The organism is Nonomuraea sp. GTA35 (assembly GCF_041950525.1).
Lineage (GTDB): Bacteria > Actinomycetota > Actinomycetes > Streptosporangiales > Streptosporangiaceae > Nonomuraea.
In genome coordinates, this window is sequence record NZ_JBGNUV010000001.1 from 259,756 (window position 1) to 281,725 (window position 21,970).

General features: G+C 72.1%; 19 protein-coding genes and 1 pseudogene. 9 read left to right on the forward strand and 11 right to left on the reverse strand.

The genetic code is table 11. The features are described from left to right. Positions 1 to 2: 2 nt before the first annotated feature. Complete coding sequence (locus ACBJ32_RS01140) at positions 3 to 257, reverse strand: hypothetical protein (protein ID WP_375124973.1); 255 nt, start codon at positions 255 to 257, stop codon at positions 3 to 5. Between ACBJ32_RS01140 and ACBJ32_RS01145 the strand changes: the two genes are divergently transcribed. Continuing rightward, complete coding sequence (locus ACBJ32_RS01145; RefSeq protein WP_375124974.1) at positions 244 to 597, forward strand: hypothetical protein; 354 nt, start codon at positions 244 to 246, stop codon at positions 595 to 597. The two genes, ACBJ32_RS01140 and ACBJ32_RS01145, sit on opposite strands and share 14 nt — an antisense overlap. A gap of 32 nt (positions 598 to 629) precedes the next feature. Here the strand turns inward: ACBJ32_RS01145 and ACBJ32_RS01150 are convergent, their stop codons facing one another. Next, positions 630 to 1,403 (reverse strand): RNA polymerase sigma factor SigF, encoded by a 774-nt coding sequence (locus tag ACBJ32_RS01150; RefSeq protein WP_375124975.1) that lies wholly within the window; start codon positions 1,401 to 1,403, stop codon positions 630 to 632. A gap of 311 nt (positions 1,404 to 1,714) precedes the next feature. On the opposite strand from ACBJ32_RS01150, the gene ACBJ32_RS01155 reads away from it, so the two are divergent. Next, complete coding sequence (locus ACBJ32_RS01155; RefSeq protein WP_375124976.1) at positions 1,715 to 2,929, forward strand: MFS transporter; 1,215 nt, start codon at positions 1,715 to 1,717, stop codon at positions 2,927 to 2,929. 95 nt (positions 2,930 to 3,024) lie between these two features. Here the strand turns inward: ACBJ32_RS01155 and ACBJ32_RS01160 are convergent. Further along, positions 3,025 to 3,468, reverse strand: a pseudogene (locus ACBJ32_RS01160) (NAD(P)-dependent oxidoreductase); the annotation flags it as partial. Positions 3,469 to 3,565: 97 nt separating this feature from the next. On the opposite strand from ACBJ32_RS01160, the gene ACBJ32_RS01165 reads away from it, so the two are divergent. The 3 genes from ACBJ32_RS01165 to ACBJ32_RS01175 all read left to right on the forward strand — a co-directional run bounded on the left by ACBJ32_RS01165 (position 3,566) and on the right by ACBJ32_RS01175 (position 5,047). Further along, positions 3,566 to 4,168 carry a PadR family transcriptional regulator gene (locus ACBJ32_RS01165; protein ID WP_375124977.1) on the forward strand — a complete coding sequence of 201 codons (603 nt, stop codon included), beginning with the start codon at positions 3,566 to 3,568 and terminating at the stop codon, positions 4,166 to 4,168. A gap of 121 nt (positions 4,169 to 4,289) precedes the next feature. After that, positions 4,290 to 4,658 (forward strand): SgcJ/EcaC family oxidoreductase, encoded by a 369-nt coding sequence (locus ACBJ32_RS01170; protein WP_375124978.1) that lies wholly within the window; start codon positions 4,290 to 4,292, stop codon positions 4,656 to 4,658. Next, complete coding sequence (locus tag ACBJ32_RS01175) at positions 4,655 to 5,047, forward strand: hypothetical protein (protein WP_375124979.1); 393 nt, start codon at positions 4,655 to 4,657, stop codon at positions 5,045 to 5,047. The genes ACBJ32_RS01170 and ACBJ32_RS01175 overlap by 4 nt, the downstream gene beginning before the upstream one ends. 23 nt (positions 5,048 to 5,070) lie before the next feature. On the opposite strand, the gene ACBJ32_RS01180 is transcribed toward ACBJ32_RS01175, so the two are convergent. After that, a complete protein-coding gene (locus ACBJ32_RS01180; protein ID WP_375124980.1) occupies positions 5,071 to 7,119 on the reverse strand; it encodes an FAD-dependent oxidoreductase in 2,049 nt (682 codons plus the stop codon). Between the two features lie 142 nt (positions 7,120 to 7,261). Between ACBJ32_RS01180 and ACBJ32_RS01185 the strand changes: the two genes are divergently transcribed. The 4 genes from ACBJ32_RS01185 to ACBJ32_RS01200 all read left to right on the forward strand — a co-directional run bounded on the left by ACBJ32_RS01185 (position 7,262) and on the right by ACBJ32_RS01200 (position 12,031). Then, positions 7,262 to 8,107 carry a shikimate dehydrogenase gene (locus ACBJ32_RS01185; protein ID WP_357887096.1) on the forward strand — a complete coding sequence of 282 codons (846 nt, stop codon included), beginning with the start codon at positions 7,262 to 7,264 and terminating at the stop codon, positions 8,105 to 8,107. A 10-nt stretch (positions 8,108 to 8,117) separates the two neighbouring features. Next, complete coding sequence (locus tag ACBJ32_RS01190; RefSeq protein WP_375124981.1) at positions 8,118 to 9,848, forward strand: bifunctional sugar phosphate isomerase/epimerase/4-hydroxyphenylpyruvate dioxygenase family protein; 1,731 nt, start codon at positions 8,118 to 8,120, stop codon at positions 9,846 to 9,848. 96 nt (positions 9,849 to 9,944) lie between these two features. After that, positions 9,945 to 11,249 carry an MFS transporter gene (locus ACBJ32_RS01195; protein ID WP_375125952.1) on the forward strand — a complete coding sequence of 435 codons (1,305 nt, stop codon included), beginning with the start codon at positions 9,945 to 9,947 and terminating at the stop codon, positions 11,247 to 11,249. After that, a complete protein-coding gene (locus tag ACBJ32_RS01200; RefSeq protein ID WP_375124982.1) occupies positions 11,246 to 12,031 on the forward strand; it encodes an N-acyl homoserine lactonase family protein in 786 nt (261 codons plus the stop codon). The genes ACBJ32_RS01195 and ACBJ32_RS01200 overlap by 4 nt, the downstream gene beginning before the upstream one ends. Here ACBJ32_RS01200 and ACBJ32_RS01205 read toward each other — a convergent pair. The 7 genes from ACBJ32_RS01205 to ACBJ32_RS01235 all read right to left on the reverse strand — a co-directional run bounded on the left by ACBJ32_RS01205 (position 12,021) and on the right by ACBJ32_RS01235 (position 21,887). Next, the gene (locus tag ACBJ32_RS01205; RefSeq protein ID WP_375124983.1) at positions 12,021 to 14,087 is read right to left on the reverse strand and encodes a PQQ-binding-like beta-propeller repeat protein; all 2,067 of its coding nucleotides are present in this window, start codon (positions 14,085 to 14,087) and stop codon (positions 12,021 to 12,023) included. The genes ACBJ32_RS01200 and ACBJ32_RS01205 overlap by 11 nt on opposite strands. A 15-nt stretch (positions 14,088 to 14,102) precedes the next feature. Further along, the gene (locus tag ACBJ32_RS01210; RefSeq protein ID WP_357887081.1) at positions 14,103 to 14,804 is read right to left on the reverse strand and encodes an ABC transporter ATP-binding protein; all 702 of its coding nucleotides are present in this window, start codon (positions 14,802 to 14,804) and stop codon (positions 14,103 to 14,105) included. Then, positions 14,801 to 16,606, reverse strand: a complete 1,806-nt coding sequence (locus tag ACBJ32_RS01215; RefSeq protein ID WP_375124984.1) for an ATP-binding cassette domain-containing protein — start codon at positions 16,604 to 16,606, stop codon at positions 14,801 to 14,803. Before ACBJ32_RS01215 ends, ACBJ32_RS01210 begins: the two co-directional genes overlap by 4 nt. Next, on the reverse strand, positions 16,603 to 17,472 hold the full coding sequence (locus ACBJ32_RS01220) for a branched-chain amino acid ABC transporter permease (protein ID WP_253742260.1): 870 nt from the start codon (positions 17,470 to 17,472) through the stop codon (positions 16,603 to 16,605). Before ACBJ32_RS01220 ends, ACBJ32_RS01215 begins: the two co-directional genes overlap by 4 nt. A gap of 1 nt (position 17,473) precedes the next feature. After that, entirely contained in the window at positions 17,474 to 18,616 is a 1,143-nt protein-coding gene (locus ACBJ32_RS01225) for an ABC transporter substrate-binding protein (protein ID WP_357887074.1), read from the reverse strand. A 110-nt stretch (positions 18,617 to 18,726) separates the two neighbouring features. Beyond that, positions 18,727 to 20,442 (reverse strand): thiamine pyrophosphate-binding protein, encoded by a 1,716-nt coding sequence (locus tag ACBJ32_RS01230; protein ID WP_375124985.1) that lies wholly within the window; start codon positions 20,440 to 20,442, stop codon positions 18,727 to 18,729. Further along, positions 20,439 to 21,887 carry an aldehyde dehydrogenase family protein gene (locus tag ACBJ32_RS01235; RefSeq protein ID WP_375124986.1) on the reverse strand — a complete coding sequence of 483 codons (1,449 nt, stop codon included), beginning with the start codon at positions 21,885 to 21,887 and terminating at the stop codon, positions 20,439 to 20,441. Before ACBJ32_RS01235 ends, ACBJ32_RS01230 begins: the two co-directional genes overlap by 4 nt. Positions 21,888 to 21,970: the final 83 nt, after the last annotated feature.

The following is a 21,970-nucleotide window of genomic DNA, read 5'->3' on the forward strand; positions in this document are numbered from 1 at the left end:
CGTCACGGCGTTCCCGGCCCCGTGGGCAGCGGCACGGACGCGACCGGCTGGGTGCGCGGGCCGGCGAGGTCGTGGGCGGAGCGGCACAGCCAGACGGCCGTCAGCACGCCGGCGGCCGCCGAGAGGCTGTAGAACGCGGCCCTCCTGGTCGCGGACGGGGGTCGCGGGACCGCGGCCGAGCTGGCGGAGTTCGTGCAGGTGAGCCCGGCCGCCGTGTCGGGCGCCGTACGGTATCTGACGCAGGTGGCGCTGGTCACCCGCGAGCCCGGCGCGCGCCGCGACCACTACCGGGTCACCGAGGACCAGTGGCATCAGGCGATCCTCCAGCAGGACGCGCTGATCACGCAGTGGGAGCGGACGCTGCGCGAGGGGCTCGAAGCCGTCGGCGAGGACAGCCGGGCCGCGGCCCGGCTGCGGGAGACGTGGGAGTTCCTGCAGCTCATGCGCGAGGAGATCCCGGTCCTGCTGGAGAAGTGGCAGGCGCGGCTCGCCGCCCTCCGCGCCCAGGACCAGCGACGCGCCCGCCCGCCGGCGGCGCGGAGGCGGTCAAGGCCATCGGCGCCGGTGCCGGCGGGGAGCCAGGTGTTTCACTTGTGAACGTGTGCCGGTGCGGGGCGACGGCGGCGAGGTCACTCCGACAGGGCGGTGCGCAGCTTGGTGAGGACCGCGCGCAGGATGCGGGAGACGTGCATCTGCGAGATGCCGAACTCCTGGGCGATCTCCGACTGGGTCATGTTCCCGTAGAACCGCATCAGCAGGATGTTCTTCTCACGCGGCGGCAGGGCGTCGATGAGGGGCTTGACCGCGTGCCTGTCGACCAGCGTGTCGAGCGAGGCGTCCTGGTCGGCCACGAAGTCGCTCAGCTCGGCGGCGTCGTCGTCGCCGCTGCTGACGGGGGCGTCCAGCGACAGCGTGCTGTAGGCGGTGGAGGCTTCCAGGGCGAGCAGGACGTCCTCCTCGGAGATGCCCATCTTCTCGGCCAGCTCGGCCACGGTCGGGGAGTGCCCCAGCTTCTGGGTGAGCTCGGCGGTGGCCTTGTTGAGCTCGATGCGCCGCTCCTGGTAGACGCGCGGCACCCGGATGGCCCAGGTGCGGTCGCGGAAGTGCCGCTTGACCTCGCCCATCATGGTGATCATGGCGTATCCCCTGAACTCGTGCCCGAGCTCGGGGTCGTAGCCGTTGACGGCCTTCATCAAGCCGACGTACGCGGCCTGGCGCAGGTCCTCCATGGGTTCGCCTCGGTACCGGTAGCGGCGGGTGACCTCGGTCACCAGCCCTTCGTGCATCTCCACCAGGCGCTCGCGAATGCGGACGGCATGCATCTGCGGGATCTGCGGGTCGGCGAGCTCGGCCAGCAGTTCCTCGGCGGTGCGCTGCTCGAATGCGAGGTTCAGGACAGGCATGTTGCTGCTCCAAAGGTGCCAGCGGCCCTGCCCATGACAAAAAGCCCAGGCAGAGGCACGCTCAGGTGGTTCGCGTGAGACGAAGCCCTCTGCTGGACTTCGAGATCAAAAATGCCCGTAAATTTCGGGTATTCACCTGTTCTTGGTCACGAAAAGGTTACAACCGCCAGGGTTGCGGGCGAGGCGTGTGCCCCATCGGGCCGGCGGGCGGGGTTTGACACCGTCCGGCCGCTGTGATCATTTGGACGGGTGGGGGAGACGGGGACGGCGGTGGCCCGCCGGTCGCGCGAGCGCCCGCCGGGCGGCTCGCCGTGTTAGAGGCGCACGGCCAGGAGCGGCTCTGGACCCGCGGATTCAGCCTGTTCTTCGCGGCGCGCAGCACGTCCCTGCTGGGTGACCACATGCTGCCCGTCGTCATCTCGGCAGCGATGATCCACGGCGGGTACGGCCTCAGCGGGGTCGGCTACGCGCTGGCCGCCCACGTGGCGCCCTTCGCCGTCCTCATGGTCTTCGGCGGCGTCCTGTCGGACCGGTTCGGCGCACGACGCATGATGATCTTCTCCGACATCGTGCGCCTGGTCTTCCAGTCGCTGCTCGCCCTGCTCTTCGCCCTGGGCACGCCCGAGCTGTGGCAGGTGCTCGTGCTCCTGGCGCTGGTCGGCGCCGGTGGCGCCACCTTCCAGCCCGGGGTCGCCAGCATCACCCCGCAGATCGCCCGGGACGTGCAGCGGGCCAACGCCACGCTGCGCGTCTCCGAGTCGATCATGAGTGTGGTCGCGCCCTCCCTGGCGGGGGTGCTCCTGGCCGTCTCCGCGCCGTGGACGGTCTTCGCGATCGACGCGGCGACGTTCGCGGCCAGCGGCGCCTGCCTGTTCCTCCTCCGCCTCCCGGCGGCGGGCGGGGCGCGGGCGCAGGGCTCGACCTTCCGGCTGGACCTGGTGGTGGGGTGGCGGGAGTTCAGGTCGAGGACGTGGCTGTGGGGCGTGATCGTGATCTGGTTCGTCTGGCAGGTCACCTCGTCGGGCCCGACGCTGACCCTGGGCCACAGCACGATCATCACCCAGCACGGCGCCTCCGCGCTCGGCCTCATCATGTCCGCCCTGGGCGTGGGGAACCTGCTCGGCGGGCTCGCCGCGATGCGGATCACGCCGGGACACCCGCTCCGGGCCGGCGCCGTCGCCCTGACGTGCGGCACCCTCATGCCGCTCGGCGTGGCGCTCGGCTGGCCCCCCGCCGCGCTGGCCGTCTGCTACGCGATCGGCGGCATGGGCATGACCTTCTGGGTGGTCATGTTCCACACGAGCGTGCAGACCCACGTCCCCCAGGAGTTCCTCGGCCGGGTGCACGCCTACGACGCCGCCGGCTCGCTCGTCATGAAACCCGTCGGCCAGGCGCTGGCGGGCCCCCTCGCCGTGGTGCTGGGCACGGTGCCGCTGCTGTTCGCGGCCTCGGGCATGGTCCTGGTCGTCGCCGGGCTGCTGCTCGCCGTCCCGGCCATCCGCGATCTCGCGCGCGCCGAACGGTGAAACCTGCACCGTTCCGGACGCTGCGGGACCTCGCCTTCGGCACCGGCCCTCGGCAGGCGGGCACCCGGCGCGGCGCGGCCGGAAGGCGCAAAGCGTCACTTCGGGCCGCAGATGCCCAGGGCCTTGCCGATCAGCGACGGGTCCTCGGCGGTGTCGAGCAGGGCCATCGCGTAGTCGGCGCGTGACAGCTGCATGGCCCCGCCCGTCGCGTTGGCCTCGAAGTCGATGTGCACCCGCCCCGTCCCCGGCTTGCCGGTCAGCATCGTGCCGCGGGCGATGCTCCAGTCGAGACCGCTGACCTGCAGCATGCCCTCGGCCCTGGCCAGGTCGGCGTAGGCCGCGCGGAAGAACAGCCAGGCCAGGGTGACCGGCAGGCGCGGGCGGGTGGCGGGGACCGAGCGGCTGCTCGTCATCACCAGCCGCCGCACGCCGCTCTCGCGCATCGCGTCGATGAGGGTGCGGGCGATCCGGCTGCCGCCGACCGCGGCGATGACGGCGTCCTGGCCGCGCACCGCCGCGCGGACGGCGGCCGGGTCGCAGGCGTCGCCCTGGTGCTATTGCAGTCTGCACTATAGCGGGATGCTTCGGCGCACTGTTCTCGGCTATAGTGCGAATTGCACTATGGGAGGGAGAATCATGGCGCGGCGTCCAGACCTGGTCGGCCTGACCGTGCTGGCCATGCTGTCGGTACGTGCCAGCCACCCGTACGAGCTGCACCGCTTCATCGTCGACACGCACAAGGACTACGTGACGGGGCTGCCCAGAAGCCTCTACCACGCGGTGGAGAGGCTGGCGGGCGAGGAGCTGATCGTGCCGGTCGAGACCAGCAGGGAGGGCCGCCGCCCGGAGCGCACGGTCTACGAGATCACCGACGAGGGCCGCCGGGAGCTGGCGACCAGGCTCCGCGCGCTGCTGGAGAACCCCGGGGCCGAGCGCCGCACGTTCACCGCCGCCGTCTCGCTGATGGGCGTCCTGCCGGTGCCTGACGTGCTGCGGGCGCTGCGCAGCAGGGCGGCGTCCATCGAAGGATCACTGGTTTCGATGAACGCCCACCTGAAGGCGCTGAAGGACAGCGGCCTGCCCGACGTCCTGATGATCGAGCTCGACTACGAGCGGGCCCTGAGCGAGAGCGAGCTGGCCTGGCTCGGGAAACTCGTCGCCCGGCTGGAGTCGGGCGAGCTCGACTGGCCGAGCACCGTCAGACGGGAGCTCCTGGACGAGGTGCTCGGCGAGCCGTGACGTGAAAGCGGCCGCCAGGGTGCGCCAACACCCTGGCAGCCGGACATCCGAGAACAAGGCGCCTGCCCTGCCTGGAGTCGCACACCTCAGGATAGGCGCCCCGACCACGAGGAGTTGCGCCATGTCCGAGATCGCCGAGCTGCTGGCCGGCCTCGCCGAGGCCTGGAACCGCGGCGACGCCACCGCCTACGCCGCCGTCTTCACCGAGGACGCCGACTACATCACCTTCGACGGCACCCACACCCGGGGACGGGAGGCCATCGAGTCCACGCACCGGTGGCTCTTCGAGGGCCCGCTGAAGGGCTCCACCATGTCCACCGGCGGCGGCCACACGGTCAAACCGCTGGCCGACGGCGCGGTCCTGGTCATCGCCGCCGGCGGCACCACGGCGGACGGCCGGCACCGCGCCTCCACCGTCTCCCTCACCGCCGTCCGCACACCCGGGGGCTGGCGCTTCGCCTCCTTCCAGAACACCCGGGTGGCGTCATGAGGAAGCTGATCACCGAGGTGGCCGGGATCGTCGAGGCGCCCGCCTCCCGGGTGTGGGACGCCCTGGCCGAGGAACTGCTGCCCGGCGGCCGCCGCTCCGGCCGCTTCACCGTCGAGGACGCCCCCGGGCACACCTCCACCGTGGAGGTGGCCGGTCACACCATCTCCATCCAGGGCGGATGGTGGTACCGCGGAGAGTGGAGCGTCGAGCCGCACCCCCAGGGAGCGCTGCTCGTGCACCGGGTGTTCAACGTGGCGCAGTGGATGCGGTGGGCGGTGCCGCTGGCCAACCGGCTGTTCGTGGGGTTCGCGGAGACCACGCGGAAGGGGTTCACGGAACTGCTCGCCGACGTGGGCCGCCGCGCGCGGGCCGCGACCCGCCCGGCCTGAGGCCGCGACCCAGCGAACGGAGGTCACCGGTGCTGATCGCCTGCCCGCGCGATGGCCTCGGCCACCTCCTCCGCCGCGACGAAGCACCGATGGAGTGAGCCGCCGCTGTCTCCCGCGTCCCCGATCACGTGCACCCCGAGGCGGGGCCGCCGGTCCTCGCAGGCCGCGAGCAGGCCGTCGAACTGCCCGGCGGACTGGCCGGCGGACCGGCCGGTACGCGGGACGACGCCGTGGGAGACCAGCAGCGGGCCCGACACGGGCAGCCATTCCGAGCGGCCTCCGGAGCGTACGAGCAGGCGATCGGGCTCGATGGCCGAGACCGTGGACTCCAGCAGGACGCGGACCTTCGGGTTCTCCGTGAGCCGCGGCACCATGAGGATCTTCGCGCGGCGGCCGACGTCCGGGGCGAGGCTCGGCTGCGAGCCGATGAGCAGCACCTCCGCCCCTCCGGCGGCCAGGTGGTCGGCCACGGCGACGCCCTCGCGGTCGGCGCCCCACACGACGCAGGAGCGCGGGACGTCCTGGCCGAGGGCGAGCCAGTCGCGCACGTCGAGGACGTGCGGCAGGCGCACGCCGGGGACGTCGGGCAGGTGGCCGGTGCCGCCGGTGGCCAGCACGATGGCGTCCGCCTCGTGCCGCGCCGGCTCCTCGCGGGTGGCCGGGGTGCCGGTGCGCACCGCCACCCCGAGCCGGTCCAGCTCGGCGGCCCACCACCGCAGCAGGCGGTGATGTTCCGGGTACGCGCGCAGCCGCCCGGCGAGCGCGACCCGCCCGCCGACGTGCTCCTCGCGCTCCAGCACCTGAACGCGCCGCCCCTGCTCGGCCAGCAGCCGCGCCGCTTCGAGACCGGCCGGGCCCGCCCCGATCACCAGCACCGCGCCCGGCCTCCCGGGTGCGGCGGGAGCACCCGGCCTCACGGGCGCGACCGGCACCGTGCCCGGCGTCGCGGGTGCGGCCGGTGGGCTCAGGTGCTCGCGGCCCGCCCGCGGGTTGACCGTGCACGGGATCGGCTCCCCGGTGCCGAGCCGGTCGATGCAGTGGTTGCAGGCGATGCACGGCCGGTAGGGCCCGCCGGTGAGGGCGTGGCGGGGGAAGTCGGCGTCGGCGTGGAGGGTGCGGGCCAGGGAGACGAAGTCGGCCTGCCCGCCCGCCACGACGGCCTCGGCGCTCTCGGGCGTGTTGATCCGGCCGGCGACGCCCACCGGCAGCCCGAGTGCCCGGTAACGCGCGGCGTACGGGGCGAGCAGGCCGGGCTCCCACTCGGCGGGCTGGATGCTCCACTGCCCCGCCTCGTACGAGCCGGCCGAGACGTCGAGGAAGTCCAGCAGGTCCAGGCGGGCGCACGAGATCAGCTCGAACGTGCGCCGCGCGGTCAGCCCGCCCTCGAACCCCTCGTGCGCGGACAGCCGCAGGCCGACGGCCACGTCGGGACCGGCCTGCTCGCGGACCGCCTCGACGACCAGGCCGAGGAAGCGGAGCGGGTCGGCGAACTCGTCCGTACGCAGGTTGAACACGGGGGAGAGGAACTGGTGCACGAGGTACCCGTGCGCCCCGTGGATCGAGATCACGTCCACACCCGCCTCGCGGCAGCGGCGTGCGCCGTGCCCGTAGGCGTCGGCCAGCTCGTACACCTCCGCGGTCGACGCCTCCCGCGGCACCTCGCCACCGGCAGGCAGGCACGGGACGGGGGAGGGGGCGACCGGCCGGCAGCCGCTGACCGCGCTCTGGGCGGTGCGGCCGCCGTGGTTGAGCTCGACGCCGAGCAGGGCGCCGCCGTCGTGCACGGCCGCCGCCAGCCGGGCGAGCCCGGGGACGCGCGCGTCCGTGTCCACGCCGAGCTGCCGCAGCCGTCCCTTGCCGTCCGCGCGGACGTAGGCGGCCTCGGCGAACACCAGCGCCGCGCCGCCCACGGCCCGCCGGGCCAGGTACGCGGTGTAGCGGTCGGTGACGGTCCCGTCGGGCTCGCAGTAGTTGCGCTCCATGGGGGCCGCGACGAACCGGTTGCGCAGCCGTACGGGGCCCAGGGCCAGGGGACGGCCGACGGCCGGCCCGCCCTCACGCAGCAGTGACAACCGTGCTCCGTCCTAGAGTACGGACTAGATAGTCCACAAGGCTCCACGGGCGGCGTCGTGAAGTCAAGGGTCATGTCTAGCCAGCTAACTCACTAGTACGTACATTAAGAAAACCGCGGCACCTGCTTGAAAGGACGATGTGATGGACTCATTCCTGGTCGGGCTGATCGGCTCGGGCATCGGGCCCTCCTGGAGCCCGCCGTTGCACGAGCAGGAGGCCGTGCACCACGGACTGCACTACGTCTACCGGCTGCTGGACACCGACCGGGTGGGCGGCGAGGTGGGCGAGCTGGTCCGCACGGCGCGCAGGTTCGGCTACGACGGGCTCAACATCACCCACCCCTGCAAGCAGGCCGTCATCCCGCACCTGGACGAACTGTCACCGGACGCCCGCATGCTCGGCGCGGTCAACACCGTGGTGTTCGACGGCGAGCGGGCCATCGGCCACAACACGGACTGGACGGGCTTCGCCGAGTCGTTCGCGCGGGGCCTGCCGGACGTGCCCACCCGCAGGATCGTGCAGCTCGGCGCCGGAGGCGCGGGAGCCGCGGTCGCGCACGCGCTGCTCACGATGGGCGCCGACCGGATCACCCTGGTCGACGCCGACCCGGCGCGGGCCGCCGCGCTCGCCGGCGAGCTGGCCGCCCGCTTCGGCGCGGGACGGGCCCGCCCCGCGAGCGCGGCCGAGCTGCCCGAGCTGCTGGCCGGGGCCGAGGGGCTGGTGCACGCGACCCCGACCGGCATGGCCCACCATCCGGGCCTGCCGCTGCCCGCCGAGCTGCTCCACCCCGGCCTGTGGGTGGCCGACATCGTCTACCGGCCGCTGGAGACCGAGCTGCTCAAGCAGGCGCGGGCGATCGGCTGCCGGACGCTGGACGGCGGCGGCATGGTCGTCTTCCAGGCCGTGCACGCGTTCAGGCTGTTCACCGGCCGCGAGCCGGACGCCGAGCGGATGTTCGCCCACCTGACCGATCTCATCGCCGTCTGAAGGAGGAACCGTGCGCAAGTCCATCGCCACCGTGTCGGTGAGCGGCACTCTCACGGAGAAGCTGGAGGCGATCGCCGCCGCCGGGTTCGACGGGGTGGAGATCTTCGAGAACGACCTGCTGGCCTGCCCGCTGTCGCCCGAGGAGGTCCGGGCCAGGGCCGCCGACCTCGGCCTCGGCATCGACCTCTACCAGCCCTTCCGCGACTTCGAGGCGGTGCCGGCCGACGTGCTGGCGGGCAACCTGCGCCGGGCCGAGCGCAAGTTCCGGGTGATGGAGCGGCTCGGCGCGGGCCTGCTGCTGGTCTGCTCGAACGTCTCGCCGGGCGCGATCGGCGACGACGAGCTGGCCGCCGAGCAGCTCCGGCTGCTGGCCGAGCGGGCCGCCGAGCACGGCGTCCGCATCGCCTACGAGGCGCTGGCCTGGGGCCGGCACGTCAACGAGTACCTGCACGCCTGGCGCATCGTGCGCATGGCCGACCACCCGAACCTGGGCACCTGCCTGGACAGCTTCCACATCCTGTCGCGCGGCTCCGACCCGATCGGCATCGAGGCCATCCCGGGCGAGAAGATCTTCTTCCTGCAGCTCGCCGACGCGCCGCTGCTGGCCATGGACGTGCTGCAGTGGAGCCGCCACTACCGCTGCTTCCCCGGGCAGGGCAACTTCGACCTGGCCGGGCTGACCGCCAGCGTGCTGCGCACGGGGTACGCGGGGCCGCTGTCGCTGGAGGTGTTCAACGACGTCTTCCGCCAGGCGTCCGCGGAGCGCACCGCGCTGGACGGCATGCGCTCGCTCATCGCGCTGGAGCAGAGCCTGGGCGGCGTGAGCCATCCGGCCGTGCCCGCCGGCTTCGCCTTCGCCGAGCTGGCCGACGCCGGCACCCTCGGCGGGCTGCTGACCGCGCTCGGCTTCACCCGGACGGGCGTGCACGCGAACAAGCCGGTCGAGCTGTGGTCGCAGGGACAGGCCAGGCTCCTGCTCAACGCCCGCGATCGGGTGACGGACCCGGCCCTGGTCGCGATCGGCCTGGACAGCCCCGACCCCGGCGGCGCCGTCAAGCACGCCGGCTCGCTGCTGTCCCCCGTCCTGCCCCGCGAGCGCGCCCCCGAGGACGCCCCGCTGGACGCGATCGCCGCCCCCGACGGCACCGAGATCTTCTTCTGCGACACCGCCTGGCTCGCCGACTTCGGCCCCGGCGCGCCCGCCGAAGGCAGCATCACCCACATCGACCACGTGGCGCTCACCCAGCCGCTGCACTACTTCGACGAGGCCGCCCTGTTCTACCGCAGCGTGCTCGGCCTGCGCCCGCAGGAGAGCCTGGAGCTGCCGGACCCGTACGGCCTGCTGCGCAGCAAGGCCATGTCGGCCCCCGACGGCGCGGTCCGCATGGTGGTGAACATCGCCCAGGTCGGCGCCGGCCAGCACCCCTGGCAGCACCTCGCGCTGGCCTGCGACGACGTCGTGGCGGTGGCCCGCAGGCTCCGGGCCGAGCACCCCGACCTGCTGCTGCCCATCCCGGACAACTACTACGACGACCTGGAGGCCCGCTACGAGGTCGATCCCGAGCTGCGCCACCTCGGCGTGCTCTACGACCGCGACGGGCACGGCGGCGAGTTCCTGCACCTCTACACGGTCACCGCGGGCCGGGTGTTCTTCGAGCTCGTCCAGCGGATCGGCGGGTACCAGGGTTACGGCGCCGGCAACGCCCCCATCCGGCTCGCCGTGCAGCACGCGGGTGCCTGATCCTGCGGCAACACCCTTGTAATGTACGAACCGGTGAGTTAGTTTTCCTGTCACCGCACTACCCCCCGACGTCACCGTGAGGAGCAAATTGTGACGGTGCAGGGCAAACCGCGTAAAGCGGCCGTTGCTGCCTGGATCGGCAGTGCCTTGGAGTATTACGACTTCTTCATCTACGGCACGGCCGCCGCGCTGGTGTTCAACAAGATTTTCTTCCCGTCCTCCTCGCCCGCCACGGGCACGCTGCTCGCGCTGGCCACGTTCGGCGTCGGCTACCTCGCCAGGCCCGTGGGCGCGTTCGTCCTCGGGCACATCGGTGACAGGTTCGGCCGCAAGCGGGTCCTGGTCACCACGCTGCTGATGATGGGCGGCTCCACGTTCCTGGTCGGCTGCCTGCCCACCTACGACCAGGTCGGCCTGCTGGCGCCGATCCTGCTCGTGGTGCTCCGCCTGATGCAGGGCTTCTCCGTCTCGGGCGAGCAGGCCGGCGCCAACTCCATGACGCTGGAGCACGCCCCCGAGGGCCGGCGCGCCTACTACACCAGCTTCACCCTCAACGGCACCCAGGCCGGCCAGATCATCGCCACCGCGATCTTCCTGCCGATCGCGGCCCTGCCCGAGGAGCAGCTGCTGAGCTGGGGCTGGCGGGTGCCGTTCTGGCTGAGCGTCTTCGTGGCCGTGGTCGGCGTCGTCATCCGCCGCACGCTGGAGGAGACCCCCGCGTTCGAGCAGGAGGTCGCCACCAACACCGTGGCGAAGATGCCGCTCGCCGTGCTCTTCCGCGAGCAGTGGCGGGACGTGCTGCGCGTCGTCGTCGCCGCGATCATCGCCTCGGTCAGCACGATCTTCACCGTGCACGCCCTGTCGTACGCGGTCAACACGATGGGCCTGGAGCGCAGCCCGATGTTGTGGGTCGGCGTGCTGGCCAACGTCGCCGCCGTGATCACGATCCCGCTGTGGGGCAAGCTGTCGGACCGGGTCGGCCGCAAGCCCGTCTTCATCGGCGGCTCGCTCGGCTGCGCGGTCCTCATGTTCGCCTACCTGTGGTCGATCTCCGCCGGCGACTACTTCCTCATCTTCCTGGCCGGCATCCTGATGTTCGGCGTCGTGCACAGCGCCACCAGCGCCGTGTGGCCCTCCTTCTACGGCGAGATGTTCACCACCCGGGTCCGCCTGTCCGGCATGGCGATCGGCACCCAGATCGGCTTCGCCATCGCCGGGTTCGCGCCCACCGTGGCCACCGCCGTGGCCGGCACCGGCCCCGAGAGCTGGCTCGGCGTCTCGGTCATCACCGCGGTGGTCTGCCTGATCAACGTGGCCGCCGTCGCGACCGCCAGGGAGACGTACCGGGTGCCGACCGACCAGCTCGGGCTCAAGCCGCTTCCCGGCGGGGTGCGGGTGTGAGCACGTACCCCCGTTACACCGTCTACGCCGTGCGCTACGCGCAGCGCGACGCCCGGCGCGGCGAGCACTTCCACGGCTACGAGCCCGGCGGGGAGAGCTCCCACCCCACCTCCTACTACGTCTGGGCGGCCGTCTCCGGCGAGCACACGGTCGTCGTCGACACCGGCATCGCGCCGGAGCGGGCGGCCCGCGTCCAGGGCCTCGACTACCGCTGCTCACCCGTCGAGGCCCTGGCCGAGCTGGGCATCGCCGCCGAGTCGGTCGGCCACGTGGTGCTGACCCACCTGCACTACGACCACACCGGCACCGCCCGCGACTTCCCCCGCGCCCGCTACGTGGTGCAGCGGGCCGAGCTGGACTACTGGACCGGCCCCTGGGCGGAGCGGATCTCCCGCGAGCGCTGGCTGCTCGACGACGGCGACCTCGCCCACCTGACCGCCGCCAGAAAAGACGGGCGGGCGCTCGTGCTGGACGGCGACGCGTCCCTGCTGCCCGGCCTGAGCGTGCACCTGGTCGGCGGGCACACGGCCGGCATGCAGGTGGTGCGCGTCGAGACGGCCCGCGGGCCCGTGGTGCTCGCCTCCGACGCCAGCCACTTCTACGAGAACATCGAGAGCGACCGCCCCTTCCCGATCCTGCACAGCATGACCGGCATGTACGGCGCCTTCGACCGCATCAAGGAGCTGGCCGGCGGCCCTGGGCTCGTGGTCGCCGGCCATGACCCGCTGGTGCTCGAACGTTTCCCGCTCCGCACCCCCGACGTCGCGGTGATCAGCCCGTGACCTCGATCTTGCCCGTGGGCCGCGGGCTGTAGGAGTCGTTGAAGAAGTACTCGCCCGGCTTCGTGAACGTGTACTGGAAGGACTCGCCCGGCTTCAGCCTGACGTCGAACAGGCCCTCGAAGAACTGGGTGGCGCCGTGCACGTGCACGTTGCCGGGCGGGTTGACGAAGGTGACCGTGGTGCCCACCGGCACCCGCAGGTGGGTGGGGGCCATGGCGTTGACCGCCGTGGACTCCACCGTGCCGACCTGCCCGTTGTCGTACACGCGGGCGAGCACGACCGTGTTGTTCACCGTGGCGCCGTCCACCGGCTGGCCGGAGACCGGGCGGCGGACCATCGGCGGGGGCGGGGTGGGCGCGGGGGACGCGGTGCCGCCGAGCTTGAAGGCCCACAGGTGGTCGCCGCGCGGCGCCGAGTTGCCGTACGGGATGCCGGTGCCGCCCGCGTAGACCGCGACGTACTGCTCGCCGTCGATCTCGTAGGCGATGGGGCTGCTGCTGACGCCGGCCCCCGTCTGCCAGCGCCACAGCTCGCGCCCGTCGCGCGCGTCCAGGCAGAGCAGGTTGCCGTCGGGCTGGCCGATGAACAGCAGGTCGGAGGCGGTGGTCAGGATCCCGTTGCCGTGGGCCAGCGAGTACGGCAGGTTCCGCTTCCACCGCACCCGGTTCGTCGAGGGATCCACGGCCACCACGCCGCCGGTCATGTACTCGCCGGGCGGGCGCAGCCCGTTCGACGACTCGGTCAGGGAGTGGGCGGCGGCCACGTAGCCGAAGCCCGTGTAGACCAGGCGGGTGCTGTGGCTGTAGGACTGGTGGTTCCAGTCGGCGCCGCCGCCGTGGCCGGGGATGGTGAGGATCGGCTCGTCCCAGTGCGGCGTGTAGAGCGAGCCGATCGTGTAGTTCGGCACGGCCCGGTGCGGCAGGCCGGGCACCTCGGTGCCCAGCGGCTGCGCCACCGGCCGCTGCTCGGTCCAGCCGCCCTGGCGCGGGAACGGCTGCGTCGGCCACGTCTTCTGCCGGGGCTCCTGCGGCACGGGCAGCTCGTCGATGCCCAGCGGGGCCGAGCCGTCGGCGCGGTCGAGGATGTAGTACATGCCGGTCTTGCTGCCGTACACGACCAGCTTGCGCAGCCGGCCGCGCACGCGGGCGTCCACCAGCACGGGCGCCATGACGTTGTCCATGTCCCAGATGTCGTGGTGGATGGACTGGAAGTGCCACCGGTAGGCGCCGGTCTTCAGGTCCATGGCCACGATCGAGTTGGCGAACAGGTTCTGGCCGCCGCGCTCGGAACCGTCCTGCGAGGACTTGCTGCCCCTGGCGTTGCCGAACGTCCAGTAGACCAGCCCCAGCTCCGCGTCGATCGCGCAGTGCATCCACGGCGTGGCCCCGCCGACCTGCCAGGAGTCGCCCTCCCACGTGCCGCCGCCGATCTCGCCGGGGGCGGCCGTGCCCCAGAAGTGCCACGCCAGGTCGCCCGTCGCGGCGTCGAAGGCGAGCGCGGCGCCGCGCGGGCCGTCGTTGGTGCCGCAGTAGAGCATGCCGTCGTGGTAGGTGACCGCGACCTTCTCCAGGTTGCCGTACCCGTTGTGCTGCCGCTCCCAGACCACCTGCCCAGTGCGCTGGTCCAGGGCGATCAGCCAGTTGTCGTTGGCGCAGGTGTAGACCCGGCCGCCGCCGACCCCGACGCCGCGGCGCGTGACCGCGCCGCGCGTCTGCTCGTACTTCCAGATCGTCGCCCCGGTACGGCCGTCCACCGCGACCACGTTGCCCAGGGCCGACTCGATGAACAGGACGCCGTCCACGGCCACGGCGGTGCTCTGGCTGTTGCCCGCCATCAGCCCGCCCTCGATGTGGTTCACCCACGCCGCCCGCAGCCGCCTGACGTTGCCGCGGTGCAGGCCGCGCAGCGCCGTGTAGTTCTGGTTCGCCAGGTTTCCACCCACCTTGGGGAAGTCGCGATCGGCACGCCGGGTGACCGCGGCGGCGGGGCTCTGACCTGCTCCGGCGAGCGCGACTGCCGCGACGGCGCCCGCGAGTAACTCTCTGCGACGGACCATGGACCATCCTTTCCGTTAAAGACCGAGATAGATGCGCCGGACCTGCGGGTCGTCGCTCAGCTCCGCCGAGGCGCCGCTGGCGGCGATCTCGCCGTTCTCCATGACCAGGCAGGTGGTGGTGACGTCGAAGGTGAGCTTGGCGTTCTGCTCGACGAGCAGGATGGCCAGGCCGCCCGCGTTCAGCTCCTTCAGCACGCCGGCGATGTCGTTCACCAGCTTCGGCGACAGCCCCATCGACGGCTCGTCCAGCAGCATGACCTTGGGCCGGCACATCATGGCGCGGCCGACGGCCAGCATCTGCTGCTGCCCGCCGGACAGCGCGCCGGCCAGCCGGCCGCGCATCTCGCCCAGCACCGGGAACAGCTCGAACACCTCGTCGATCGGCGTGCGCTTCCAGCTGCTGGTGTACGCGCCGAGCAGCAGGTTCTTCTCCACCGTGAGCCCGGGGAAGACGTGCCTGCCCTCGGGCACGTAGCCGATGCCGTGCCGGACCAGCGTGTGCGCGGGCGCGCGCAGCAGGTCGTGCTCGCCGAACCGGATCGTCCTGGCCTGCCGGGGCGCCAGCCCCATGATGGCCTTGAGGGTGGAGGACTTGCCGGCCCCGTTCGCGCCGATGATGCCCAGCGACTGGCCCGGCTCGACGGTGAAGGACACGTCGTGGGCGGCGCGGACGCCGCCGTAGTGCACCGACAGCCCCTCGACGGTCAGGGTGGTCATCGGGTCGCCTCCTCGACAGCGGCCTCGGCGGTCTCCTCGGTGGGTGCGGCCATCGAGTCGCCGAGGTAGGCGGCGACGACGTCCGGGTGCACCGCGACCTCGGCCGGCGGGCCGTCGGCGATCACCTTGCCGCTGGACAGCACGGTGATCCGGTCGCACAGGGACATGACCAGGCCCATGTTGTGCTCGATGATGATCACGGTGACGCCCGAGTCCCTGATCGAGCGGACGATGTCGGCGAGCTGGCGCACCTCTTCCCCGTTGAGCCCGGCGGCGGGCTCGTCGAGCAGCAGCAGGGCCGGGGACATGGCCATGGCGCGCGCCAGCTCGATGCGGCGCTGGATGCCGTAGGGCAGCGAGCGCGGCTCGGCGTCGGCGACCTCGGTGAGCCCGAAGCGTTCGAGCAGCTCCGCGGTCCGCCGGTGCAGCCTCCGCTCGTAGCCCAGCACCTTCCACGGCAGGATCGGATAGCGCCAGATCCAGGTGGTGCGGGTGCGGTCCAGCGCGAGCAGGAGGTTCTCGCGCACGCTGAGATCCTCGAACAGGCGCAGGTTCTGGAACGTGCGGGCCACGCCGAGCAGCGAGAGCCGGTACGGCGCCATCCCGGTCGCCTCCCGCCCGCCCAGGACCACCGATCCCTCGGTGGGGTCGTAGAAGCCGCTGATCACGTTGAACAGCGTCGTCTTGCCGGAGCCGTTCGGCCCGACGATGCCGCGGATCTGGCCGGTGGGCACGGTGAGCGACACCTTGTCCAGCGCCACCAGGCCCTTGAACCGCTTGGTCACCTCCCGGACCTCCAGCGCGACGTCCTCGGCGGAGGCGGGTACGGGGTCGTAGGGCCGGAAGGCGCCCAGCTGGGCCCGCGAGCCGCCGGTCCGCTTGCGCAGCAGCGCCCGGACCTGGCCGGGCAGGCCCGCCAGCCCCTTGGGCGCGAACACCACCACGAGCACCACCACGAGCCCGTAGCCGAGCTGGGCGTAGCCGGACGCGTCCAGCAGCGCCTCCCTGACCAGGGAGAGCCCGACGGCGCCGACGACGCAGCCCAGGATGCTGCTGCGCCCGCCGATGATCACCATGGCGAGCAGCAGGAACATGTTGGCGATGTTGAAGGACTCCGGGGCGACGAAGCGGATCAGCCCCGCGTACAGGACGCCGGCCAGGCCGCCGTACAGGCCGGACAGCACGAACGCGGTCATCCGCAGCAGCGGGATCTCCGCGCCCAGCGCCCCCGCCGCCAGGTCGTCGTCCCGCATCGCGCGCAGGCGGCGGCCCAGCGGCGAGCGGGTGACCAGCAGCGCGAACGCCAGCGCGATCGCGAAGACGATCAGCTCGACGTAGTAGAACAGGTAACCGCTGGACAGGTCGATGCCGAACATCGGCGGCACCGGGATGTCGCTGATGCCCTCGGCGCGCCCGGCGATGTGCGCGTTGGTCACCCAGTTCGTGAACGCCAGCGCCAGCCCGAGCGTGACGATGCCGAGGTAGTGCGACTGCATGCGCAGCGCCGGGATGCCGACCAGCACGCCGAACACCACGGCGGTGAGGACGGCCAGCACGGAGGCGGTCCAGAAGCCGAAGCCCGCCTCCGTGGTGAGGATGGCCACCGTGTACGCGCCGACGCCGAAGAAGGCGACCTGGGCCAGGTTGATCTGCCCGGCCACGCCCATGGTCAGGCCGAGCCCGATGGCCAGGATCGCGAAGATGATCGCGACGTCGGCGGCGTGGATGGCGTACCCGCCCAGGCCGTAGGGCAGCAGCCAGGCCGCGATCGCGGCGATGGCGATGAGCGCCAGTCGTTTCATGCGCGGTTCACCGTTGCCTCTCCGAAGATGCCGGTGGGGCGGATCATGACGATGACGGCGAAGACCAGGAACGTGACCAGCTCGGAGTACTCCTGGAAGTTGCCCGCGGCGAAGGAGTCGAGCAGGCCGAAGGCCAGGCCGCCGACGATCGCGCCGGGCATGCTGCCGAAGCCGCCGAGCATGGCCGCGGCGAAGCCCTTGATGCCCAGGGTGCCGCCCATGGTCGGGTTCACGTACAGCATGGGGCCGATGAGGCTGCCGGCCAGCGCGGCCAGGCCGGCGCCGATGGCGAAGGCCATGGCGTTGCTGCGGCCGACGTGGATGCCGACCGCGGTGGCGGCCTGGTGGTCCATGGCGACCGCCTGCATGGCCGCGCCCCGCTTCGTGCGCTGCAGGAACAGCGCCAGCAGCCCGGTCGCGGCGGCGGCCACGGCGATCACCAGCAGGCTGTAGGTGGGGATGCGGATCCCGGCCACGTCGATCGGCCCCGTCGCGACCGGGGACGGCACGGCGTGCCCGGTCGCGCCCCAGACCAGGACCGCGCCCGCCTCCAGCACCGCGCCGAAGCCGATGGTGCCGATCAGCATCAGCGTGAAGTCCTTGTTCTCCAGCGGGCGCAGGAACCGCTCGATGACCAGGCCGATCAGCGCGGTGACCGCGATCGCGACCACGACGGCCACCGCGAAGGGCAGCTTGCTGGCCATGTAGAAGGTGGACGCGGCGTACGCGCCGATCATCACGACGCTGCCGTGGGCGAAGTTGACCAGGCCCATGGTGCGGTAGACGATCGAGAAACCCATCGCCACCAGCGCGTACACCGCTCCGAACGTGACCCCGCCGATCAGGGTCTGAAGGAAGACCTGCACGTCAGCTCGCGGCCTCGGGCACGACCTTGCCGTCCTTGACCAGGCCGATCTTGGTCTCGTGGATGCCGACGCCGTTGGCGTCGTAGGTGTAGGTGCCGAGCAGGCCGGCGCGCTTGACCCCGCGGATGGCGTCGGCCAGCTTCTGGCCGCCCTCGCCCTTGGTCTGCTTGAGCGCCTCGATGAGGATCGACGCCCCGTCGTAGGCCTTGGCGACGTGCATGCGGGCCTCCTCGTTGTAGGCGGCCTTGTACTTGGCGGCGAACTCCTTGATCTCGGGGGTGGCCTCGTTGCTCAGGTAGGGGGAGCTGACGATGGTGCCCTCGGCGTTCTTCAGGCCGGCGGTGGTGGCGTACACGTCGGTGCCCACGGGGGCGCCGCCGGCGAAGACGGCCTTGATGCCGAGCTCGCGCGCCTGCTTGGCGATCAGCCCGGACTGGACCTCCTCGGCGCCGATGAACAGCACCTCCGGGTCCTGCTCGCGGATCTTGGCGAGGTTGGAGTTGAAGTCCTTCTGGTCGGGGGTGACGATCTCGTCGGCGGACGGGGTGACGTTCCTGGTCTTGAGGGAGTTGAGGAACGCGTCGTGCTCGCCGGACCCGTACGCGCCGTTGTTGCTGATCAGCGCGATCTTCTTCATGCCCTTGTCGTCGACGAGGTACTTGGCGAGCGTCTCGTCGAAGGTGACGCTGGTCGGCGCGTTCAGGAAGAGGAACGGGCTCTTCAGCTCGGCGAGCTTGGGCGACTGGCCGGAGGTGATGTTCGGGATCTTGGCGTCCTTCAGGATGGGCGCCATGGCGAGGGTGACCGCGCTCTCGGCGGTGCCCAGCATCGCGATGTAGCCTTCGGCGGCGATCTTCCTGGCCACGTTGGTGCCGACGGTCGGGTCGCCCTGGCTGTCGAAGAGGTCGAGCTGGATCTGCCGGCCGTTGACGCCGCCGGCCTTGTTGGCCTCCTCGATGGCGAGCTTGACGCCCTTGTGCTCCCACTGGCCGAGCGAGCTGAGCTGGCCGCTCTGCGCGTTGACGTTCGCGATCTTGATGGGGCCGGTGGCGGTGGCGCCGGACTCGGCCTGCTGGCCGGGAGGGGCGCAGGCGGTGAGCGCTATCAGGGCGGCGGCCGCGATGGAGAATCTCGTGAAGTGCACGGGTTCACCTCTAGGGGGGTGGGTGAGGTTAATTCACGGACTAGTACGTTCGTTATAAGCGACGGGACAGGCTGAGGGAATCTCGAACGTGCAACGGTTTCCGCCCGGGATCAGTCGGTGAACAGACCCTGGTAGATGTCCTTGATGTTCCAGTGACCGGGGGTCGGCACCGGCTCGTTGACCATCGGCACGTCGATCACGGCGGGGCGCCGGTTCGCGACGGCCTCGCGCAGCGCCGTGCCGAGCTCCGCGGGCGCGGCGACGGTGTGGCCGTCGGCGCCGCACGCCCTGGCGAGCGCGGCGAAGTCAGGGCTGTAGGGCCGCCCCGCGGGGTCGGTGAAGTCGCAGCCGTGGCTGCGGCCGAAGTGCGCCGACTGCAGGTCGGAGATCGTGCCGTGGGCGCGGTTGTTCATCACCACGAAGATCACCGCGGCGCCCTGCTCGACCGCGAGCGGCACGGCGGGCAGCTGCGCGCTCATCCCGCCGTCGCCGATCAGCGCCACCACGGTCCTGCCGGGCTGCGCGAGCTGCACGCCGACGGCGGCGGCCGGCCCGAACCCCATGGTGGAGGCCCCGCCCGGGGTGACGAAGCGGCCCCCGGCGGGGAGCTCGTAGCACTGGGCGACGCCGTTCTTGTTCCAGCCCACGTCGGTCACCAGGATCGTGTCAGGCGGCAGCGCGTCGCGCAGGTCCTTCAGTATGCGCTCGGGACGCAGCGGGAAGTCCTCGCTCCGGCCGCGCTCCCGGCTGGCCGCGAACAGCTCCGTCCGCGCCTCCAGGATCTGCTTGCGCAGCTCGGTCCTGTCGCGGGCGGGGTGGGCCGCGGCCGCGTCGGCGATCGCCTCGACCGCGAGCCGCACGTCGGCGACGGCGCCGATCTCCGCCGGGTAGTTGCGGCCGAGCTCGGCCGGGTCGATGTCGATCTGGATCAGCGTGCCGCCGGAGAAGTCCCAGGTGAAGCGGGGGTCCCAGGAGCTGGCGTCGGTCTCGGCGAACCGGGTGGCCAGCGCCAGCACCACGTCCGCCTCGCGGGCGCAGGCGTTGGTGAGCTCCAGCCCCCAAAAGCCCGGCATCCCGATGACCAGCGGGTGCGCGTCGGGAACGGTGCCCTTGGCCATCAGCGAGTGCGCGATCGGGATGTCGAGGTGCTCGGCCAGGCGGATCAGCGGCCCGGCGTCCTCGCGCAGGCCGCCGCCCACGTAGATCAGCGGGCGCTCGGCGCCGGCCAGCCGGGCGGCGATCAGCTCGGCGGTGGACCGCGGCAGCCCCGGCGGGGCCGCGTGGCTGACCGGCGGGAACGGCGCTGCCGGCCGCGAGAAGACGTCCATCGGCACGTTGACCAGCACAGCGCCGGGACGGCCCGAGGTCGCGGTCCAGAACGCGCGCTCGACGAAGCGGCCCAGATCCTGGGCCCGGTGCACGTTCCAGGCCCGCTTGACGAACGGCCGGAACACGCTCGCCTGGTCGGCGTCGGCGTGCAGGTTGATCTCCTGGTGCGGGTGCCGCCCGTGGTAGTAGGACGGGATGTCGCCGGAGATCACCACCAGCGGCACCGAGTCCAGCGCGGCCGTCATGACGCCGGTCGCGGCGTTGGTCAGGCCGGGGCCCACGTGCACGAGCAGCACGCCCGGCTTGCCGGAGGCGCGGGCGTAGCCGTCGGCGGCGTGCGCGGCGGCCTGCTCGTGACGGGCGATGACGAAGCGGATGCGGCTGTCGGCCAGCGCGTCCAGGACGGCGATGTTGGTGTGGCCGCAGGTGCCGAAGACGTACTCGACGCCGAGCTGCTCGAGCTGCTCGACAAGGGCGTGGGCGGCTGTCCTGGTCACTCGTCTCCCCAGATGGTCAGGCCCTTGAGCATGAGGGTCTTGGTCACGGTGAAGTCCTCGATCATCCAGCGCGGCGACTCGCGGCCGATGCCGGAGTCCTTCACGCCGCCGAACGGCACGTGGTCGAGGCGGAAGTTGGACGAGCCGTTCACGATCAGGCCGCCGACCTCCAGCTCGCGCCAGGCGGTGACGATGCGGCGCACGTCGTGGGTGAACAGCCCGGCCTGCAGGCCGTACGAGCTGCGGTTGCACTCCTCCAGCACCTCGTCGAAGCCGTCGTAGGGCAGCACGGCCACCAGCGCGCCGAACACCTCCTCGCGCACGACCCTGGCCTCGGCCGGCGGCGCGACGACCACGGTCGGCGCCATCACCGCGCCCTGCCGGGTGCCGCCCGCCGTCACCCGGGCGCCCTGGCCGGCGGCCTCGGCCGTCCAGCGGACCACCCGCTCGGCCGCGTCGTCGTCCACCATGGAGCCCACGTCCGTCGCCGGATCCAGGGGGTCGCCCACGACCAGGCCCTTCACCTGCGCGGTCAGCTCCTGCGCGAACTCCTCGAAGAGGCTGCGGTGCACGTAGACCCGCTGGACGGAGATGCAGCTCTGCCCGGAGTTGCTGTAGCCGGTGCGGGCGCACGCCAGTGCCGCCTGCGCGATGTCGGCGTCCTCGCAGACGATGGTCGCGGCGTTGCCGCCGAGCTCCAGCATGACCCGCTTCGGCCCGGCGGCGTGGGCGACGGCGCGTCCGGCCGGGACGCCGCCGGTGAAGCTGACGACGGCGATCTCCGGCGCGGCGCACAGCCGCGCGCCCACGTCGCCGCCCCCGTGCAGGACCTGCACCGCCTCCACCGGCATCCCGGCCTCCAGCAGCAGCTCCACCAGCGCGGTGGAGACCGCGGGCGCCTGCGGCGGCGGCTTGACGATCGTGGTGTTGCCGGCCGCGAAGGAGGCGGCGAGCTTGTGGGCGAGCAGGTTCGCCGGGGCGTTGAACGGCGTGATCGCCAGCACCGGACCGGCCGGGGCCCGCTGCGTGATCGCGGTGTTGCCGACCCCGCGGCCCCAGCCCGCCACCGGCAGCACCTCGCCGCCGATCATCCGCGCCTCGGCGGCGGCGACGGCCAGGGTGTCGGCGACCCGTAACACCTCACCGCGCCCGTCCTTGAGCGGCTTGCCCAGCTCCAGCGCCAGCAGCCGGGCCAGCCGCTCGCCCTGCGCGGTCACCGCGGCGGCGGCCCGCTCCAGGACGTCGGCCCTGGTGGCCGGCGCCAGGCGGGCGATCCGCCTGGCGGACCGCCGGGCGTAGGCCAGCGCGGCGGTGACGTCCTCGTCCTGGGCGGTGCGGGCCCGGCTGACGGGCTCGCGCAGGTAGGGGCCGATGCGGTCGGCATGCGGGCCTCCGGTCAGCCACTGCCCGGCGACCAGGCATCCGGCTTCGTGGATGGTGTTCATGATGACTCCCACTGGATCCGCTCAGCGGTTCTGATAATCCGCAGTGTGGATTGCCTCACGGTATGAGCCCGGCGAAGGTTATG

What these genes read in the sequence shown, in the direction of transcription:
- ACBJ32_RS01150 (WP_375124975.1), bottom strand. Translation starts at nt 1,403, where the DNA reads ATGCCTGTCCTGAACCTCGCATTCGAGCAGCGCACCGCCGAGGAACTG.
- ACBJ32_RS01165 (WP_375124977.1), top strand. Translation starts at nt 3,566, where the DNA reads ATGGCGCGGCGTCCAGACCTGGTCGGCCTGACCGTGCTGGCCATGCTG.
- ACBJ32_RS01170 (WP_375124978.1), top strand. Translation starts at nt 4,290, where the DNA reads ATGTCCGAGATCGCCGAGCTGCTGGCCGGCCTCGCCGAGGCCTGGAAC.
- ACBJ32_RS01175 (WP_375124979.1), top strand. Translation starts at nt 4,655, where the DNA reads ATGAGGAAGCTGATCACCGAGGTGGCCGGGATCGTCGAGGCGCCCGCC.
- ACBJ32_RS01185 (WP_357887096.1), top strand. Translation starts at nt 7,262, where the DNA reads ATGGACTCATTCCTGGTCGGGCTGATCGGCTCGGGCATCGGGCCCTCC.
- ACBJ32_RS01205 (WP_375124983.1), bottom strand. Translation starts at nt 14,087, where the DNA reads ATGGTCCGTCGCAGAGAGTTACTCGCGGGCGCCGTCGCGGCAGTCGCG.
- ACBJ32_RS01210 (WP_357887081.1), bottom strand. Translation starts at nt 14,804, where the DNA reads ATGACCACCCTGACCGTCGAGGGGCTGTCGGTGCACTACGGCGGCGTC.
- ACBJ32_RS01215 (WP_375124984.1), bottom strand. Translation starts at nt 16,606, where the DNA reads ATGAAACGACTGGCGCTCATCGCCATCGCCGCGATCGCGGCCTGGCTG.
- ACBJ32_RS01235 (WP_375124986.1), bottom strand. Translation starts at nt 21,887, where the DNA reads ATGAACACCATCCACGAAGCCGGATGCCTGGTCGCCGGGCAGTGGCTG.